The sequence below is a fragment of the Stenotrophomonas sp. YJH_SMC_33 genome (assembly GCF_059372295.1).
Genome location: NZ_JCAFVJ010000008.1, coordinates 79,203 through 96,298, shown reverse-complemented (window position 1 = coordinate 96,298; position 17,096 = coordinate 79,203). Strand labels below are relative to the sequence as shown.

Below are 17,096 nucleotides of genomic sequence, written 5' to 3'. Positions count from 1 at the left end.
GGCAAGCCTCAGATGCCAGGCGAGCATGAGTTGCCGGCCAGCGGCCGGCACTACCGCCGCTCAACGATGGCGCTTTTCCAGTACCGCGCGCGCATCATCCAGCGACAGCCCGCGCGCGCGCAGCAGCACCAGCAGGTGGTACAGCAGGTCCGACGCCTCGCCCAGCAATGCCTCGTCATCCTGCGCCACGGCGGCCAATGCGGTCTCCACGCCCTCCTCGCCCACCTTCTGCGCGATACGGCGGATGCCGCCCTCGAACAGGCTGGTGGTGTAGCTGCCCGGCGGGCGTTGCGCCTCACGCATCGCCACCAGCTGGCCCAGCCCGCCCAGGAAATCCTTCGGCGCCTGGTCAAAGCAGCTCTCTGCACCGGTGTGGCAGGTTGGCCCCGCCGGCCGTGCCATCACCAGCAAAGTATCGGCATCGCAGTCGACGCTGATCGACTGCACCACCAGCACGTTGCCGGACTGCTCGCCCTTGGTCCACAACCGCTGCTTGCTGCGGCTGAAGAACGTCATGTGGCTGATGGCCAGCGTGGCCGCCAGCGATTCGGCACTCACATAGCCCAGCATCAGCACCTGCAGGGTGTCGGCATCCTGAACCACGGCCGGCAGCAGGCCGTCGCCCTTGCTCCAGTCCAGCGCCTGCAATGCGTCCGACGACGGCCTGACTTCAATAGACATCCCGCACCTCGATCTGCTGTCCGCGCAGGTAGCGCTTCAATTCTGGAATGGCGATGGCACCGCTGTGGAACACGCTCGCCGCCAGTGCACCATCGACGTCGGCCTGGTCGAAGGCTTCTGCGAAATGTTCCATCGCACCGGCGCCACCGGAGGCGATCAGCGGCACCTGGCAGAGTGCCCGTGCCTGCTGCAGCTGCACGACATCGTAGCCACGGCGCACGCCATCGCTGTCCATGCAGTTCAACACGATCTCACCGGCGCCACGCCGTTGTGCTTCGACGATCCAGTCCAGCGTGCGCAGCCGCACCGCCTGGGTCTTGTCCGGGTCGCCGCTGAAACGGCGCACCCGCCATTGCCCATCGGCCTCGCGCACCGAATCGACGCCGACCACCACGCACTGCACGCCGAACTCGTCGGCCAGCTCGGTGATCAGTTCCGGGCGCCCCAGCGCCGGCGAGTTGATCGACACCTTGTCGGCACCGGAGAACAGCACGCGGCGTGCCGTTTCGACGCTGTCGATGCCACCGGCCACGCAGAACGGGATGTCGATCAGTCGCGCGATACGCTCGATCCAGGCAACGTCGACCGAACGCGCCTCGGGGCTGGCGCCGATGTCATAAAACACCAGCTCGTCGGCGCCCTGGTCACGGTAGCGCTGCGCCAGCTCGGCGATATCGCCCATGTCGACGTGATCGCGGAAGCGCACGCCCTTGACCACGCGGCCCTCACGCACGTCCAGGCACGGAATGATGCGGCGGCTCAACATGCCAGTGCCTCCGCCAGGTCCATGCGCTGCTCCAGCAGGGCCTTGCCGAGGATGGCACCGCCGCAGCCGGCAGCACGGGCCTCGGCCACATCGTCCACGTCGCGGATGCCACCGGAAGCCTGCACGGCCACGCCCGGCAGCAACGCCGCCAGGTGCTGGTAGAGGCTGATGTTGGGCCCAGCCAGCATGCCGTCGCGGGCAATGTCGGTGCACAGCAGGTGGCGCATGCCGGCGCGTGCGTAGCGCTGGGCCAGGTCATCCAGGGTCACCCCGGCGTTCTCGGTCCAGCCGTGCACCGGCAGCTGCCATTGGCCTTGGGCATCCTGACGCGCATCCAGCGCGATGGTGATGCGCTCGGCGCCGAATTCCTCCAGCCAGCCGACCACTTCATCGGGGCGACGCACCGCCAGCGAGCCGACCACTACGCGACCGGCGCCGGCATCGAGGATGCGCGCCACGTCGTCGCGGCCGCGCACGCCACCGCCGGTCTGCACCTGCAGCGGCGTCTGCGCACGGATCGACGCCAGCAGCGGCGCAAGGGTGTAGCCACCGGCACGCGCAGCGTCCAGGTCGACCAGATGCATCCACTGCGCGCCCTGCGCAGCGAAGGCCTGTGCACGCGGCAGCGGATCGTCGCCATACGAGGTTTCCTGCGCGTAGTCACCCTGGCGCAGCCGCACCACGCGGCCGTCGCGGATATCCAGCGCGGGGTAGACGATGAAACTCATGCAGCAGTGCCCTCAAGGAAGTTGCGCAGCATCAGCGAGCCGGTCTCGCCGGAGCGCTCGGGATGGAACTGTGCGCCGTAGTAGCGGCCCTGCTCCACCACGGCCGTGAACAGGCCGCCGTGATCACAGGCAGCAACGGTGTGGGTATTGAGCGGCGCCGCATAGCTGTGCACGAAATAGGCGCTGGCCCGCTCGGGTACACCCTGCAACAGCAGCGACTCACGTAGCGGCAGCAGGCGGTTCCAACCCATGTGCGGCACCCGGATGCCGCAGGCTGGTACCAGCTTGCGCACCACCCCGGGAATCAGCCCCAGCGTTTCCACGCCGGCTTCCTCGGAGCGCTCGAACAACAGCTGCATGCCCAGGCAGATGCCCATCAACGGCACTTCCAGCCGCTGCAACGGCTCGACCAGGCCCTGCGCATGCAGGCGCTGCATGCCGGGACCGGCGGCACCGACGCCGGGCAGGATCACCCGCTGCGCGCCGACCAGTCCATCGGCATCGCGCACCAGCCGAACGCTGGCGCCAAGACGTTCGAGCGCATAGCGCACCGAGCCCAGGTTGGCACCACCGGCATCGATCAGCGCGACGTCACTCACAACGCCCCCTTGGTACTCGGCAGTGCCGTGCCCTGCCGGGCCAATGCAGGGCGCAGCGCGCGTGCCAGCGCCTTGAAGCAGGCCTCGACCTTGTGGTGATCGTTGTCGCCCCGTACCTGCAGGTTAAGGTTCAAACCGCTGGCATCGCACAGCGAACGGAAGAAGTGCGGCACCAGCTCGGTCGGCATATCGCCCACGCGCTCACGCTTGAACTCACCTTCGAACACAAAGTACGGGCGGCCGCTGAAATCCAGTGCGGCGCTGGCCAGCGTCTCGTCCATCGGCAGGGTGAAACCGTAGCGGCCGATGCCGCGCTTGTCGCCTAGTGCTTCGCGCAGGGCCTGGCCCAGGGCCAGCCCGGTGTCCTCGATGGTGTGGTGCTCGTCGATGTGCAGGTCACCCTCGGCCTGGATGTCCAGCGCGAAGCCGCCATGCTTGCCGATCTGTTCCAGCATGTGGTCGAAGAACGGCAGGCCTGTGGAGATGCGTGCATCAGCGGCACGGTCCAGGTCCAGTTCCACGCGGATCTTCGTTTCTTTCGTATTTCGCTGGACCACGGCGGTGCGCGGTGCGTCGGCCAGCGCGTGGGCAATGCCCGGCCAGTCCCACTGACCACCGAACTGCGCGGTGCGCAACTGGAAACCGCGGATGTTGAGGTTGTCGGCAAACTGCAGGTCGGTGATGCGATCGCCGACCATGCCCGAACGCGCCCAGTCGATGCTGCGGTCCTGCAGATAAGCCGTCATCAGTCCGATGCCCGGCTTGCGGGTCGGCGCATTGTCGTGCGGCCAGCTGCAGTCGATCAGCACATCACGGAAGGTGATGCCTTGGCTCTCGAAGATCTGCAGCATCAGGTCGTTGGGGCCATCGAAGCTGGCGCGCGGGTAGCTGTCGCTGCCGAGGCCGTCCTGGTTGGTGACGATCACGAACTGGTAGCCGGCGTCACGCAGCTTCAGCAGCGCCGGGATCACCTGCGGCACGAAGCGCAGCTTCTCGTAGGCGTCGATCTGGAAGTCGGACGGCTCCTCGATGAGGGTGCCGTCGCGGTCAATGAACAGGATCGGGGTCATGCTGCGGCCCTCCGCGCCGACAGGGCCGCAAGCACGCGGTCATTCTCTTCTGGGCTGCCGATGCTGATGCGCAGCGCATCACCCAACTGCGGCGCGGCGCGCTGGTCCCGCACCACCACGCCCGCAGCCAGCAGCGTATCGAACGCGGCCTGGGCATCGGCGAAGCGCACCAGCAGGTAGTTGCCGGATGAGCGGTAGACGCGACGCACGCCGGGCAGGCCCGGCAGCGCCACGCGCAGGCGTTCGCGCTCGGCAATCACCGTGGCTACGCGTTCGGCGGTCCTGGCCAGCGCGCCGGGTTGCAGCGCCTGTACCGCCAGTTCCGCGCACGGCGTCGGCACCGGGTACGGCGCCTGGCAGCGGCGCAGCACGGCAATCAGCTCCGGGGCGGCGATGAGGGTGCCGACGCGGGCAGCAGCCAGCGCGTGCGCCTTGGACAAGGTGCGCAGTACTGCAAGATTGGCATGTGCGGCCAGAAGCGTGATGGCCGATGCGCGCCCTGCGTACTCGACATAGGCCTCGTCCACCACCACCAGCGCCTGCCCGCGCAGCGCAACCACCACGCGCTCGACTTCATCCAGGGCGATATCACTGCCGGCCGGGTTCGACGGGGCGCACAGGAACACCAGCTTGGCGCCTTGCGCCTTGGCCGCGTCGATCACCGCATCCAGGTCGGCGCGCAGGCCATCCTCGCTGTCCACCAGCGGCACTTCAATCAATGCGGCACCCTGCAGGCGTGCGCAGACAGCGTACATGCCGAACACCGGCGGCGTGACCAGCACGCCATCGCGGCCCGGCACGCACAGCGCGCGCACCAGCAGATCAATGGCTTCGTCGCTGCCGCGACCGATCAGCAGCTGCTGTGGCGTCACGCCGTACAGCGCCGCCAGTCCCTCACGCAATGCCAACGGCTGCGGTTCGGGATAGCGCCGGCTGCTGCCAGCCGCGTCGGCCGGATTGGCCCAGGCCGACTCGTTGGCGTTCAACCAGACCTCGCCCTGCACCGCCGCGCTGCGCGCCGAACTGTAGCCAGCGAAGGCCTGCAGATCGGGGCGCACCAGCCCCAGCACGTCATCGATCGCCGTGCTCATGCTGCCACCTCCATGCGCACTGCGACCGCACGTTCATGTGCATCCAGGCCTTCGGCGCTGGCGATGATGCGCGCGCAGCGGCCGATCGCGGCCAGGCCGGCGGCGCTGGCGCTCTGCACGCTGATCAGGTTCTGGAAGCTGGCGACGCTGACGCCACTGTAGGCACGCGCCGCACCGGCGGTCGGCAGCACGTGATTGGTGCCACTGCAGTAGTCGCCCAGTGCTTCGGGCGTGTAATCCCCCAGGAACACCGAGCCGGCCGCCTGCACCTTGTCCAGCCACGCGCGCGGATCACGCAGTGCCAGGATCAGGTGCTCCGGCGCATAGCGGTTGCTGATCGCGAAGGCTTCCTCCAGCGAATCGACCTGGATCAACCGCGAGGCCGACAAGGCCTGGCGCGCGATCTGCTGGCGCGGCAACAAGACCACCTGGCGCTCCACCTCGACTTCGACCGCGGCCAGCATCGCGGCATCGTCGGTCAGCAGCAGCACCTGTGAATCCGGGCCGTGCTCGGCCTGCGACAGCAGGTCGGCGGCGACGAACGCCGGATTGGCACCAGCATCGGCAATCACCAGCACTTCGGAGGGACCGGCCGGCATATCGATGGCGGCGGCGCCATCCTGCGCGACCTGCTGCTTGGCTTCGGTCACGAAGCTGTTGCCGGGCCCGAACAGCTTGTCGCAGGCCGGAACGCTGGCGGTGCCATAGGCCATCGCGGCGATCGCCTGCGCGCCGCCCAGCTTGAACACGCGCCGCACGCCGGTCAGGCCGGCGGCTACCAGCACTGCCGGATCGGCACTTCCGTCGGCGCGTGGCGGCGTGCACAGCACCACCTGCGGGCAGCCAGCCAGCTGCGCGGGCACGCCCAGCATCAACGCAGTGGACGGCAGCGGTGCGCTGCCGGCCGGCACGTAGAGCCCTACCCGTCCGATCGGACGCAGCATGCGTTCGCAGACCACCCCCGGCGCGGTCTCCACCGCGTATCCCTTGCCCATGCCGGCGGCGTGGAAGCGGGCGATGCGCTCGGCGGCGTCCACCATGGCCTGGCGAAGTTCGGCGGGCACGGCGGCTTCGGCAGCGGCAAATTCGGCTTCGCTCACCTCAAAGGACGAGAGCTCGACACCATCGAAACGCGCGGTGATCGCACGCAGTGCGTCGTCGCCCTGCGCACGCACCTGCGCGATCAACGCAGCCACCGCGTCGCGGGTCTGCTGCGCCACGGTCTGCACCGGGCGGGTCAGCGCGGCGCGGCGCGCGGTTTCATCAAGTCGGGACCAGGTCAGACGGTTCATGCCAGCGACCGCTCCACGCTCAACACCATCAGGCCCTGCGCGCCGGCGCGCTCGAGTTCTTCCATGCGCTGCCAGCTCAGCGGGCCCGGGCACATGGTCTGCAGGCGCAGCGCGCCGCCATCGGCCGGCAGCCGCACCAGCGGCTCGGCATCGGCCAGCAGCTGCGCCAGCGCGTCGACGCGATCCTCGCTGGCGCGGAACATCAGCAGCTTGCGGTCCTGGCGCTGCACCACGCCGTCGAGGCGGCGCAGCAGCATCGCGCGCAGCGATGCGCGCGCATCATCCGGTACGCGCACTGCACCGGCCAGCACTGCTTCGCTGTCGAGCAGGTTGTGTACCGGGGTCAGCTGATTGGCGCGCAGTGTCGCGCCGCTGGACACCAGATCGCAGATCAGGTCGGCCGTGCCCAGGCGCGGTGCGATTTCCACCGAACCGGACAGCTCGACCACCTGTGCATCCACGTTCTGCTCGGCCAGCCACTGCTTGAGGATGGCCGGGTAGCTGGTGGCGATGCGGGTACCGGCCAGCTGCGCCGGTCCCTGCCACTGCCACTCCTCGGGTACCGCCAGCATCAGCCGGCACTGGCCAAAGCCCAGCCCGCGCAGTGCCTCGTAGGCATCCGGCAGGCCGATCTGGCGACGTGCCGCAGCCTGCTCGTCCAGCTCGTTGCGGCCGACGATGCCGAGGTCGCAGACGCCGTCGGCGATCAGGCCCGGGATGTCGTCGTCGCGCACCAGCAGCAGATCCACCGGCAGCGATTCACCGTAGCAGAACAGCTTGTCGCGGCTCTCGCGCCAGCTCAGGCCACAGGCACTGAGCAGGTTGCGGGCGGGCTCGGCCAGCCGGCCACTCTTCTGGATGGCGATACGCAGCCGGTCTCGTGCCGGCGCTGCCTGGGTTGCACTCATGGGGGAGGTCTCGAAGTTCGGAACGGGGCGCGGATCAGCGCGAAGCAAGGCGGTCGATGGCGGCGGCATAGCCTCGATGGCCATGCTCGAGCGTTCGCGCCACCCGTCCGGTGGTGGTCACGCTGACGCCAGTGCGCTCGTGGATCTCGCGGTACGGCACGCCCTGCTGCAGCAGCGGCACCACTTTCCAACGGTCGGCCATGGCTTCCAGCTCAGCGGGGGTGCACAGATCGCGCAGGAAGGCCTCGACCTGTTCCGGCTCGCGCAGGGCGGCAAAGGCCCGGGCCAGGGCTTCCAGGTCGGCCCTGGGGTCTTTGGCGGCAATGTCGGGACGGGCTTTCACGGGGTCGTTTCCATGCATCAATGTAATAGCGCGTTAGTACATTAGCGCATTATTCCGCGACGCGTCAAATAGGGGGGTGAGGGGGCGGCAGGGCTGCTGCCCTGCGCCCGCACAGGCCGGAGCAGCGGCAAAGCGGGGTTCGGACCACCCCCGCCTTCGACAGTTGGCCGCGAGCTGTTGGGACGGCCGGGGTCCGGAAACGACAACGCCCACCGGTGGGTGGGCGTTTCGTTGAAGCGCTGCATGCTGCCAATGGCCGTTACATCACCTTCGACTGCTCCAGCTCCACCTGCAAAGTGCTGGCCAGCTCGTCGCGGGAGACTTCGAACTGCTGCTCGCGCACCAGGTCCTTCACCGCCACCACCCCGCGCGCCAGCTCGTCCTCACCGGCCAACACCACGAAGCGGATGCCCGCCTTGGCGGCGTACTGGAACTGCTTGCCGATCTTCTTCGGCTCCATCTGCACTTCGGTGTTGATGCCACCGGCGCGCAGGCGACGCGCGATGTCCAGCGACTGCGGCATGCCCTGCTCGTCCATCAGCGCCACCAGCGCCTGCACGCTGCTGGCCTCGATGCCATCGATCAGGCCAGCCTCGCGCAGCTGCCAGAACAGGCGCGACAGGCCGATGGAAATGCCTACGCCCGGCAGCTTCGACTTGCTGTAGTGGCTGGCCAGGTCTTCATAACGGCCGCCCGAGCAGATGGAGCCGATCTGCGGGTGGTCGGTCAGCGTGGTCTCGTACACGGTACCGGTGTAGTAATCCAGGCCACGCGCAATCGAGAAATTCAGGCAATAGGCGCTTTCCGGCACGCCAAGCGCCTGCACCAGCTGCAGCACTTCGCGTAGTTCAGCAACACCGGCACGCAGGATCTCCGAAGAACCGGCGTTGGCTTCAAGCTTGGCCAGCTGCGCCAGGGCATCGGCATGCCCCTGCGAACGCACGGCCACGAAGGCCAGGATCTTCTCGACCTGCTCGCCCGGGATGTTGAAGCCCTCGCCCACCAGCGTCTCGCGCACGTAATCGGCGCCGCGCTTGTCGAGCTTGTCCACTTCGCGCAGCACCGCCAGCTGGCGCTCGCCTTCGGCCACGCCCAGGCTTTCGAAGAAGCCGCGCATCAGCTTGCGGTTGTTCAGCTGGATGCTGAAGTCACCGATGCGCAGTTCCGAGAACACGGCGTGGATGACCGCCAGCACTTCGGCATCATAGCGAACGCTCAGGCTGTCCTTGCCGATCACGTCGATGTCGCACTGGTAGAACTCACGGAAACGGCCGCGCTGGGCACGCTCGCCGCGGTACACACGCTGCATCTGGTAGCGACGGAACGGGAAGGTGAGTTCGTGTTCGTGCTCGGCCACGTAGCGTGCCAGCGGCACGGTCAGGTCGAAGCGCAGCGCCATTTCCGGCAGCGAACGGTCGCCCGATTCGGCCGCATTGGCCAGCGCACCGGTGGACTGCACGAAGTACACCTGGCGCTCGGTCTCGCCGCCGGACTTGGTCAGCAGCACGTCGGACAGTTCGAACACCGGCGTCTCCACCGGCAGGAACCCGAAGCGCTCGTAGTTGCGGCGGATCACGTCCAGCATGCGCTGGAATGCAATCTGCTCGCGCGGCAGCAGTTCAAGGGTGCCGGGCGGGGTACGGGGCTTGATCACGGGCGGAACTCCTGCTGGAACGGGACGTGGGAGGGGGCGACATTCTAGCGCCCCCGCCTCGGGCAGGGTCGAACGGCCGCTTGAAGTATCATAAGGCCCTCCCCGCCCGCGATACGCCCCCGCACCATGTCACGGCCTTCCGGCGCTCCGCCCGCCACCAACGATCCCGCCGCGCCGTCCTGCACCACGCTGGACTGCCTGCACTGCTCGGTTCGCCACCTTGCGGTGTGCTCGGCGCTGTCGCCCGATGAAGTGCAGGCGCTGGAACAGGTCACCGTGTCACAGCAGGTCAGCATGGGCAGCACGCTGGCACGCACGGGTGAAGAGCGCGACCATGTCTATACATTGACCGCTGGCGCACTGCGACTGGTACGCACCCTGGCCGACGGCCGCCGCCAGATCAACGGTTTCGTGCTTCCCGGCGACTACCTCGGACTGAGTGGCAGCGACCATCACCGCTACGACATCGAAGCCATCGCCGACAGCCGCGTATGCCGCGTCGCGTTGCCGCAGATGAAGGCGCTGCGCAGCCGCTTCCCGCACCTGGAGCGCAAGCTGCTGCAGCGTGCCTGCCAGGAACTGGATGCCGCGCAGGACGCTGCACTGGCGCTGGCACGCCTGCAGCCGGCAGAGAAGCTGGCTGATTTCCTGCTGCGCCTGGCCGCGCGCGAGGCCAGGCTCGGTGGTGACGGCCTGCGCGTATCGCTGCCGATGGGGCGTGGCGATATCGCCGACCACCTGGGCCTGACCATGGAAACGGTCAGCCGCACCTTCACCAAGCTGCGCCAGCAGGGGTTGATCGCCCTGCCCCATTTGAACGTGGTGGAGATCCTCGATGAGGATGGACTGCGCACGCTGGCCGGTGAAGGGTTGATCTGACCGCATCGCGGTTGGCTGGGTTGCCGGCCAGCGGCCGGCACTACCCGTGTTGCGCGAAGGGCATTGTAGAGTCGAGCCATGCTCGACTCATCGCGCCGTGCGCGAACAGCAGCCGAGCATGGCTCGGGTCTACATGGGAGCCAACACCTCACGCAACGCCGCGTAATCGGCGGCCAACGGTTCGGCGTGCGCCGGCCGCTGCAACAACGCATCCAATGCAGGCGGCACGGCCACAGGTTCGCCGATCAACGGTTCGACCACAGCCTCGAACTTGGCCGGATGTGCGGTAGCCACCACCGCCCAGTCGCCCTTGGCGCCGCGCGCACGCAGGTCCTGCAGCACCTTCACCGCTGTGGCCGTATGCGGGCAGAACAGTTCGCCGTTGCTGGCGTGCGCCGCCGCAATCGTCGCGCGGATGGTCACGTCATCCACCGAGAACGCGCGGAAGGCAGCGCGCAGCTCGGCATCATCACCGTGATAGAGCCAGCGCAGGCGTTCGAAGTTGCTTGGCGCCCCCACATCCATTGCGTTGGCAACCGTGGCCACACTGGCCTGCGGCTGGTAGTCGCCACCGTTGAAGTACACCGGCAGTACCGCATTGGCATTGGTGGCCAGCACGATCTGCCCGATCGGCACGCCCAGCGCGCGCGCCAGCACGGCCGCCATCGCATTGCCAAGGTTGCCGGTCGGCACCACCAGGTTGAGCCGGCGACGATGCGTCGCGTAATGGGACAACGCCGCATGCGCGTAATAACTCATCTGCGGCAGCAGGCGGCCGAGGCTGATGCTGTTGGCCGAACTCAGCGGCACCTGCGCCTGCAGTTCGCGGTCAGCCAGTGCCTGCTTGACCATCGCCTGGCAATCGTCGAAGGCGCCGGCCACGCGCAGCGCCTGGATGTTGTCGCCGAAACAACCGAGCTGATGCGCCTGCCGCGGTGACACGCGGCCATCCGGATACAGCACCACCACGCGTACGCCGGGCTGGCGATGGAAGGCCGCGGCAACGGCGGCGCCGGTATCGCCGGAGGTGGCGACGACGATGGTCAGATCACGGTCCTTGCCGTCCTGCAGCCGCGACAGCGTACCGGCCAGGAAGCGCGCACCGATATCCTTGAACGCCGCCGTCGGCCCATGGAACAGCTCCAGCACATGGTCACCGTCGCCGAGTGCACGCAGTGGCACCGGGAAGTCGAACGCCTCGCGGCAGATCGAAGGCAGCGCTGCCTCCAGAGCATCACCTGCGAAGAACGGTGCCAGCAGATCGGCGGCGGTATCGGCCAGCGTTGCGCCGGCCTGCAGCTCACGTGGCGCCGGCAGCACCTGCGGAACATACAGCCCTCCATCGGGCGCCAATCCTGCAGCGATCGCCGCACTGAGGCCAACGGCCGGGGACTGACCCCGGGTCGAAACAAATTGCATGGGTTCGGTATCCAGTAAAGGGGAAGGATTCAGCACAAGCGGGCTCCCGGTGCATCCAGCGGCGACACCCAGGCATCGCTGTCGAAACCGGCGGAGGCAAATGCGGCCTGCACCGGTGCGGCAGCGGCGCGGGCCTGGTCGGCGTCCTCGAACCAGGCGAATACGCTGGGTCCGGCACCGGAGATGCCCGCACCCATTGCATGGGCCGACAGCGCCGCATCGCGGGCCGCTTCGAAACCTGCAATCAGGCCGGCCCGCCGTGGTTCGACCAGCACATCGCGCAATCCAGCCCGCACCAGCGCCGCATCACTACGATGGCAACCACTGAGTACCAGCGCGAGGTTCGCACTCTGTGCCACGAATTCACCCAGCGCGTAGCTGCCCTGCAGCACCTGGCGCGCACGGCGTGTTTCCAGCACCGCGTGCGGATGCACCAGCAGGCTGTGCCAGGCCGCCGGCACAGGAATTGGCAGCAGGCGGTCGGCCGTACACAGCGCCAGGCCACCCAGCAGCAGCGGGCCGACGTTGTCACCGTGGCGGCCACCACTGGCCACCGCCTCACCGTCCAGCGCGTAGGGGTAAAGCGCCTCGCGCGGCAACGGGGCCTGCAGCAGCGCATTGGCGGCGACCAGCGCCGCGACACTCGACGCTGCCGAACCGCCCATGCCGGAACCGAACGGGATGCCCTTGTCGATCTCGACTGCGAAACCGAAATCCAGGCCCAGGCCTTCGCGCAGCGACATCAGCGCAGCCCCGGCCGTGTTTCCAGCCGCATCCAGTGGCAGCGCGACGACGCTGCCGCGAATCGCCTCGATGCGCACCACCGGCTCATCGATGCGGCGCACGCTCACGGTATCGCCAACACCGGCTATGGCATGACCAAGAATGTCGAAGCCCACTGCCACGTTGGCCACCGAGGCAGGCGCGAACGCACGTGCGATCACAGCCGCGCTCCTTCACCGGCGGCGACCCGCAGCAGGTCCGCGAACACACCCGCTGCCGTCACCTCCGGACCCGCACCCGGACCCTGCACCACCAACGGGTTGTCGCAGTAGCGACGGGTACGGAACTGCACCACGTTGTCGGTCAACCGAAGGTTGGCGAAGGCGTGGTCGGCGGGCAGTTCCTGCAGGCCCACCGAGGCACCGTCAGCGCCCAGCTGTGCCACGTAGCGCAGCACCGCGCCACGCGCCCGCGCGTCCTGCAACCGCTGCAGCAGGCTGGCATCGGACTCGCCCAGCCGCGCCATGAAGTCATCCACGCTGCCGTCGCGCAGCAGCGCCGGCACCAGGCTTTCCACCTGTACCTGTTCCAGGCTGAGCGCGTGGCCGGCCTCGCGGGCGAGGATCACCAGCTTGCGCGCCACGTCCACACCCGAAAGATCGTCACGCGGGTCCGGCTCGGTGTAGCCCATCGACCGCGCCTGCGCGACCAGCTGCGAGAACGGCTGGCTGCCATCGAAGCGGTTGAACAGCCAGGCCAGCGTGCCGGAGAAGATGCCTTCGATCGCCAGCACCTCGTCGCCCGTATCGACCAGATCACGCAGCGTGGTGATCACCGGCAGGCCCGCGCCCACCGTGGCTTCGTAGCGGAAGCGCGCACCACTGGCCGCCGCAGCAGCGCGGATGCGCTGGTAGCGCGGCAGTGGGCCAGCACCGGCTTGCTTGTTCGGGGTCACCACGTGGATGCCGGCTGCCAGCCAGTCCTCATAGCGCTCGGCCACGTCGGCGCTGCCACTGCAGTCGATCACCACCGCATGCGGCAGGTGTGCGGCCAGCAGGTGTTCGGTGAAGCGATCCAGGTCGCTGGGCTCGCCCGCGTCCTGCAATGCCTCCCGCCAATCGGCGTGCAGGCCATCCACTTCCAGCCGCATGCGCGAACGCGAGGCCAGCGCGCGCAGGCGAAGATCCACATTGGCCTTGGCCAGCAGCTGCGGGCGGGCCGCCAGCAGCTGGTCCAGCAGTGCCGCGCCGACGTTGCCCGGCCCGATCACACCGACCGCGAACGTCTGCGGCGACAGCCAGAAGCCCGCATGTGCGGCCCGCAATGCGCGGGTGGCATCGGCACTGTCCACCGCCACAGAAATATTGCGCTCCGACGAGCCCTGCGCGATCGCCAGGATGTTCACCTGCGCGCGTCCCAGCGCCTCGAACAGGCGCGCCGCCACACCGGGCTGGCCGGCCATGCCGTCGCCCACTGCCGCCAGCACGCTGACGCCCTCGCTGACCTGCACGCGCTGCACCTGCCCTACCGACAGTTCATGCGCGAACGCATGCAGCAGTGCCTCACGGCCACGCGCCGCTTCGGCGGCGCGAACCACGCAGCAGATCGAATGCTCTGACGAACCCTGCGAGATCATCACCACCGACACCTGCGCCTGGCGCAGCGCCGCGAACACGCGCTCGGCGGTACCGGGCACGCCGATCAGGCCGGTGCCCTCCAGGTTCAACAGGGCCAAGCCGGGGCTCAGGGTCAGGCCCTTCACCGGCCCGCGCGGCGAGCGCTCGGCGCTGATGCGCGTCCCCGGATGCGCCGGCTGGAAGGTATTGCGGATGAAGATCGGCAGGCCGAGGCGGATGGCCGGCGACATCGTCTGCGGGTGCACCACCTTGGCGCCGAAATAAGCCAGCTCGCAGGCCTCGTCGTAGCTCAGTGACTCCAGCTGCACCGCCTCGGGCACCAGCCGCGGGTCGGCCGACAGCACGCCGTCGACGTCGGTCCAGATGTGCAGTTCATCGGCATTGAACAACGCGGCGAAGATCGCGCCGGAATAGTCGCTGCCGTTGCGGCCCAGCGTGGTAATGCGGTCATGGCGGTCACGGGCAACGAAACCGGTGGCGACCAGGCGCATCTGCGGATGCCGCAGGCGCCACTTGGCCAGGCGGTCCGCGCTGGACTCCCAGTCGACATCCACACCCAGTTCGCCATGCCCGACCACCAGCACGTCGCGTGCATCGAGTACCGCACAGTCTTCGCCCAGGGCACGCAGGTGGCTGCCGAGCAGCTGTGCGGAAAACACTTCGCCCAGGCCCTGCACACGGTCGAGCACTTCGCGCGGCAGCTCGCCGATCACCGCCAGCGCCGCCAGCACTTCGGCCAGCTGATCGAAGCGGGCGTCGATCCATTCGACCGTCTCGCCGACCTGCTCGCCCAGCAGCGCCACGGCGGCGCCGCGATGGCGCGCGCGCAGGACATGCCACGCCTCGCGCCAACCTTCGTCGCCCTTGGCCGCCAGCTGCGCCAGATCAATCAGCGCGTCAGTGACGCCCTTCATCGCCGAGACGACAGTGACCTGCAGCGGTTCGGGGCGGGCCAGCAGCAGGCCGGCAACATGGCGATAGCGTTCGGCATCGGCCACCGAGGTGCCGCCGAACTTGTGCACGACAGTGGACGGCGCAGCCAGATCGGCCAGGGGAACGCGATGGGCGGGGGTGTGGGAAGACATGCAGACCTCGGCAGGAGGCCCCGTCGCATGCAGGTGTCGAGTTTCCCCGCCACCTGGATGGTGCGGGGCCGTGGTTTTCGGGAGTTACACGAAGACGACGGGCCGCACCAGGGCAGTGGTGACGGTGGTGGTGGTAATGGTGGTGGTGGCGACCGGCGCAGTCGAACGGCCCGCAGTGGCGGGGGCGATCAGGCTGGCGTGGGCGGCATCAAGGACCATGGCGCACAGAAAACACTGCGCATGGGCCTGCTGTCAAGTGTTGCACCGCAAAAGACCACTGCCGCGATCATCGGCTAACGTGCGTACATTTGGTTGCAACTGAGACCAAGCGCGCATCAGCACGCTTGTCGACCGGATTCAGCCGGCATGTTCGGCGATCGCCCGCGGCGTGCGATGGGCATGCGCGCACAGCATCACGCCGGCAATCAGCATCACGATCGCCAGTGCTTCCAGCAGCGACGGCCAACGCTGTTGCCAGGCGAAGGCATACAGCAGTGCGAACAGTGTTTCGAACACGATCATCTGGCCAGTCAGGGTCAGCGGCAGCAGGCGGCTGGCGCGGTTCCAGAATGCGTTGCCGAGGATCGAGGCCACCACTGCCACACCGGCGCTGATCGCCCAGAACCCACTCCACTGCGCCGCCGAATGGCTGCCGGTGTGACCGATGAAGGCCATCGGCACCAGCAGCAGGGCCAGGCCGCCGGTAGTGACGCCGGTCAGCAGCGACCAGTCATGGCTGGACAGGTCCGGCCTGCGCGCCAGCCAGCGGCTGTTGCCGATCGAGTACAGCGCCCACGAGAACAGCGCGCCGAACGCGCACAGCAGGCCGATCAGGCGCTGCCGCCACGGGGTGGCCAGATGCTCGGACATCAGCGCTTCCCAGCCAACCAGTCCCACGCCGAGCACGCACAGGCCCAGCGCCGGCAGCAGCTGCCTCAGCGGCACCGCCCCCTGCTCGCGCACGCCAACGAGGGTGACCACCACCGGGATCAGGCCGACAATCAAGGAGGCTGCAGCGCCACCAGCCCACTGCACCGCCACGGCCAGCAGCAGGAAATAGACCAGGTTGCCTGCCAGGCTCAGCCACAGCAGGCCGATCCATTCGGCACGGCCCAGCCGCGGTGCCAGCCGCTTCCATCGCGGCAGCAGCAGGGCGACTGCCATCAGGCCATAGACCAGGTAGCGACCAGCGGACAGTTGCAGCGCATTGAAGGACTGAAGCACGGCAGGTGCGAGAAAGACCACGCCCCACAGTGCGCCAGCGGCAACGCCATTGGCGATGCCCAGGGCCATCGGGTTGTTGCGCATTCGGGTTCTTTGGGGGAGAGAGACCAAGCCGCGCAGTGTAAGCGCTGGCCGGTAGGGGCTCTTGACCCAGGCTATTGCCTTGTCATCTCTGTAGAGCCGAGCCACTGCTCGGCTGCGATTGGCCGCTGTGCAGATAAGGGCAGCCGAGCGTGGGCTCGGCTCTATAGATCAGCCGGCGCTCCTGCGCCACGCAGCCGGGGTCTGGCCACACTCGCGGCGCAGCGCACGAGTCAGTGCGCTCTGCTCGGAATAGCCTGCGGCCAGCGCGATATCGCTGATCGGCGCCGTACTGGTGCGAAGCTGGTGCTTGGCCCAGCGCAGCCGGCACGCGCTGAGCCAGGCCTGCGGGCTCAGCCCGAACTCGCGCTGGAACAATGCGTGCAACCGGCTCTCGCTGACACCGACAAATCCGGCCATCCGGGCAACCGGCCAGGCCCGGCCGGGATCGGCCTGCACCGCCGCACACAGGCCCTGCATGCGCGCGCCACTGCCCGCCGGTGCAAACACCTGCAGCAGCTGCGGCAGCAGCGCCGGCATCGGCTGCCCTGTCTGCACGTCGGCCAGGCACCGGCGCAACGCCAGCGGCAGATGCAGCCAGCGCTGCCGGCACAGATGCTCCTGCGTGCCGTCATCAAGCACGCCTGGAGGACAATCAACGATCACGAAACCATTGGGGCCGTCCGCCATCTGGTCATGCGCTTCGCCGGCAGCAACAAATGCCCCCTGCAGCAGGTCCAGCCGACCGCCGCGCCCTTCCATCTCGAACTGCAGCTCGCCCTGCAGCGGCAGAACCCACTGCGCGTAGTCATGGCGGTCCAGGCCGGTGGCCTGCCCGTAGTGCCGCAGATGGAAGATGGCGCCCATCCGGGCAGTGTGCGCGTGTAACAACGGCCGTGCAAACCGCTGCTATAGT

The 17,096-nt window shown here is 68.1% G+C and carries 17 protein-coding genes; 2 read left to right on the top strand and 15 right to left on the bottom strand.

The features are described from left to right. Nucleotides 1-60 precede the first annotated feature (60 nt). The 10 genes from hisIE to hisS all read right to left on the bottom strand — a co-directional run bounded on the left by hisIE (nucleotide 61) and on the right by hisS (nucleotide 9,132). Nucleotides 61-681: a bifunctional phosphoribosyl-AMP cyclohydrolase/phosphoribosyl-ATP diphosphatase HisIE gene (gene hisIE / locus AC5P9W_RS13675; protein WP_021202827.1), complete on the bottom strand. Its 621-nt coding sequence runs from the start codon at nucleotides 679-681 to the stop codon at nucleotides 61-63. After that, nucleotides 671-1,447 carry an imidazole glycerol phosphate synthase subunit HisF gene (hisF, locus tag AC5P9W_RS13670; RefSeq protein ID WP_180832224.1) on the bottom strand — a complete coding sequence of 259 codons (777 nt, stop codon included), beginning with the start codon at nucleotides 1,445-1,447 and terminating at the stop codon, nucleotides 671-673. The genes hisIE and hisF overlap by 11 nt, the downstream gene beginning before the upstream one ends. Further along, entirely contained in the window at nucleotides 1,441-2,175 is a 735-nt protein-coding gene (gene hisA / locus AC5P9W_RS13665; protein WP_197575599.1) for a 1-(5-phosphoribosyl)-5-[(5-phosphoribosylamino)methylideneamino]imidazole-4-carboxamide isomerase, read from the bottom strand. The genes hisF and hisA overlap by 7 nt, the downstream gene beginning before the upstream one ends. Continuing rightward, the gene (gene hisH, locus AC5P9W_RS13660; protein WP_006436751.1) at nucleotides 2,172-2,774 is read right to left on the bottom strand and encodes an imidazole glycerol phosphate synthase subunit HisH; all 603 of its coding nucleotides are present in this window, start codon (nucleotides 2,772-2,774) and stop codon (nucleotides 2,172-2,174) included. The genes hisA and hisH overlap by 4 nt, the downstream gene beginning before the upstream one ends. After that, complete coding sequence (hisB, locus tag AC5P9W_RS13655) at nucleotides 2,771-3,844, bottom strand: bifunctional histidinol-phosphatase/imidazoleglycerol-phosphate dehydratase HisB (protein WP_111099135.1); 1,074 nt, start codon at nucleotides 3,842-3,844, stop codon at nucleotides 2,771-2,773. Before hisB ends, hisH begins: the two co-directional genes overlap by 4 nt. Next, the gene (gene hisC, locus AC5P9W_RS13650) at nucleotides 3,841-4,935 is read right to left on the bottom strand and encodes a histidinol-phosphate transaminase (protein ID WP_111099134.1); all 1,095 of its coding nucleotides are present in this window, start codon (nucleotides 4,933-4,935) and stop codon (nucleotides 3,841-3,843) included. Before hisC ends, hisB begins: the two co-directional genes overlap by 4 nt. Continuing rightward, nucleotides 4,932-6,227, bottom strand: a complete 1,296-nt coding sequence (hisD, locus tag AC5P9W_RS13645; RefSeq protein ID WP_495219319.1) for a histidinol dehydrogenase — start codon at nucleotides 6,225-6,227, stop codon at nucleotides 4,932-4,934. The genes hisC and hisD overlap by 4 nt, the downstream gene beginning before the upstream one ends. Next, entirely contained in the window at nucleotides 6,224-7,135 is a 912-nt protein-coding gene (gene hisG / locus AC5P9W_RS13640; protein ID WP_111102999.1) for an ATP phosphoribosyltransferase, read from the bottom strand. The genes hisD and hisG overlap by 4 nt, the downstream gene beginning before the upstream one ends. 34 nt (nucleotides 7,136-7,169) lie before the next feature. After that, nucleotides 7,170-7,478: a YerC/YecD family TrpR-related protein gene (locus tag AC5P9W_RS13635; protein WP_180832226.1), complete on the bottom strand. Its 309-nt coding sequence runs from the start codon at nucleotides 7,476-7,478 to the stop codon at nucleotides 7,170-7,172. Between the two features lie 259 nt (nucleotides 7,479-7,737). After that, nucleotides 7,738-9,132: a histidine--tRNA ligase gene (hisS, locus tag AC5P9W_RS13630; RefSeq protein ID WP_495219318.1), complete on the bottom strand. Its 1,395-nt coding sequence runs from the start codon at nucleotides 9,130-9,132 to the stop codon at nucleotides 7,738-7,740. A 126-nt stretch (nucleotides 9,133-9,258) separates the two neighbouring features. On the opposite strand from hisS, the gene AC5P9W_RS13625 reads away from it, so the two are divergent. Further along, a complete protein-coding gene (locus AC5P9W_RS13625) occupies nucleotides 9,259-10,011 on the top strand; it encodes a Crp/Fnr family transcriptional regulator (RefSeq protein ID WP_021202837.1) in 753 nt (250 codons plus the stop codon). 129 nt (nucleotides 10,012-10,140) lie between these two features. Here the strand turns inward: AC5P9W_RS13625 and thrC are convergent, their stop codons facing one another. From thrC to thrA, 3 genes are read right to left on the bottom strand one after another with little or no spacing between them, the layout of a single operon-like run. Next, nucleotides 10,141-11,430, bottom strand: a complete 1,290-nt coding sequence (gene thrC / locus AC5P9W_RS13620) for a threonine synthase (protein ID WP_111099132.1) — start codon at nucleotides 11,428-11,430, stop codon at nucleotides 10,141-10,143. Between the two features lie 29 nt (nucleotides 11,431-11,459). Then, nucleotides 11,460-12,374 carry a homoserine kinase gene (locus AC5P9W_RS13615; RefSeq protein WP_495219317.1) on the bottom strand — a complete coding sequence of 305 codons (915 nt, stop codon included), beginning with the start codon at nucleotides 12,372-12,374 and terminating at the stop codon, nucleotides 11,460-11,462. Then, nucleotides 12,371-14,875, bottom strand: a complete 2,505-nt coding sequence (gene thrA, locus AC5P9W_RS13610; RefSeq protein WP_495219316.1) for a bifunctional aspartate kinase/homoserine dehydrogenase I — start codon at nucleotides 14,873-14,875, stop codon at nucleotides 12,371-12,373. The genes AC5P9W_RS13615 and thrA overlap by 4 nt, the downstream gene beginning before the upstream one ends. A gap of 27 nt (nucleotides 14,876-14,902) precedes the next feature. On the opposite strand from thrA, the gene AC5P9W_RS13605 reads away from it, so the two are divergent. Further along, complete coding sequence (locus AC5P9W_RS13605; protein ID WP_197575604.1) at nucleotides 14,903-15,172, top strand: hypothetical protein; 270 nt, start codon at nucleotides 14,903-14,905, stop codon at nucleotides 15,170-15,172. 60 nt (nucleotides 15,173-15,232) lie between these two features. On the opposite strand, the gene AC5P9W_RS13600 is transcribed toward AC5P9W_RS13605, so the two are convergent. Both AC5P9W_RS13600 and AC5P9W_RS13595 read right to left on the bottom strand, forming a co-directional pair. After that, on the bottom strand, nucleotides 15,233-16,183 hold the full coding sequence (locus tag AC5P9W_RS13600) for a DMT family transporter (RefSeq protein WP_021202842.1): 951 nt from the start codon (nucleotides 16,181-16,183) through the stop codon (nucleotides 15,233-15,235). 168 nt (nucleotides 16,184-16,351) lie between these two features. Next, nucleotides 16,352-17,047: a helix-turn-helix transcriptional regulator gene (locus AC5P9W_RS13595; RefSeq protein WP_021202843.1), complete on the bottom strand. Its 696-nt coding sequence runs from the start codon at nucleotides 17,045-17,047 to the stop codon at nucleotides 16,352-16,354. Between the last annotated feature and the right edge of the window lie 49 nt (nucleotides 17,048-17,096).

Bases quoted from the DNA above. Each gene is read 5' to 3' on its own strand.
- hisIE (WP_021202827.1), bottom strand. From the start codon at position 681: ATGTCTATTGAAGTCAGGCCGTCGTCGGACGCATTGCAGGCGCTGGAC.
- hisF (WP_180832224.1), bottom strand. From the start codon at position 1,447: ATGTTGAGCCGCCGCATCATTCCGTGCCTGGACGTGCGTGAGGGCCGC.
- hisA (WP_197575599.1), bottom strand. From the start codon at position 2,175: ATGAGTTTCATCGTCTACCCCGCGCTGGATATCCGCGACGGCCGCGTG.
- hisB (WP_111099135.1), bottom strand. From the start codon at position 3,844: ATGACCCCGATCCTGTTCATTGACCGCGACGGCACCCTCATCGAGGAG.
- hisC (WP_111099134.1), bottom strand. From the start codon at position 4,935: ATGAGCACGGCGATCGATGACGTGCTGGGGCTGGTGCGCCCCGATCTG.
- hisD (WP_495219319.1), bottom strand. From the start codon at position 6,227: ATGAACCGTCTGACCTGGTCCCGACTTGATGAAACCGCGCGCCGCGCC.
- hisG (WP_111102999.1), bottom strand. From the start codon at position 7,135: ATGAGTGCAACCCAGGCAGCGCCGGCACGAGACCGGCTGCGTATCGCC.
- AC5P9W_RS13625 (WP_021202837.1), top strand. From the start codon at position 9,259: ATGTCACGGCCTTCCGGCGCTCCGCCCGCCACCAACGATCCCGCCGCG.
- thrC (WP_111099132.1), bottom strand. From the start codon at position 11,430: ATGCAATTTGTTTCGACCCGGGGTCAGTCCCCGGCCGTTGGCCTCAGT.
- thrA (WP_495219316.1), bottom strand. From the start codon at position 14,875: ATGTCTTCCCACACCCCCGCCCATCGCGTTCCCCTGGCCGATCTGGCT.
- AC5P9W_RS13605 (WP_197575604.1), top strand. From the start codon at position 14,903: ATGCAGGTGTCGAGTTTCCCCGCCACCTGGATGGTGCGGGGCCGTGGT.
- AC5P9W_RS13600 (WP_021202842.1), bottom strand. From the start codon at position 16,183: ATGCGCAACAACCCGATGGCCCTGGGCATCGCCAATGGCGTTGCCGCT.
- AC5P9W_RS13595 (WP_021202843.1), bottom strand. From the start codon at position 17,047: ATGGGCGCCATCTTCCATCTGCGGCACTACGGGCAGGCCACCGGCCTG.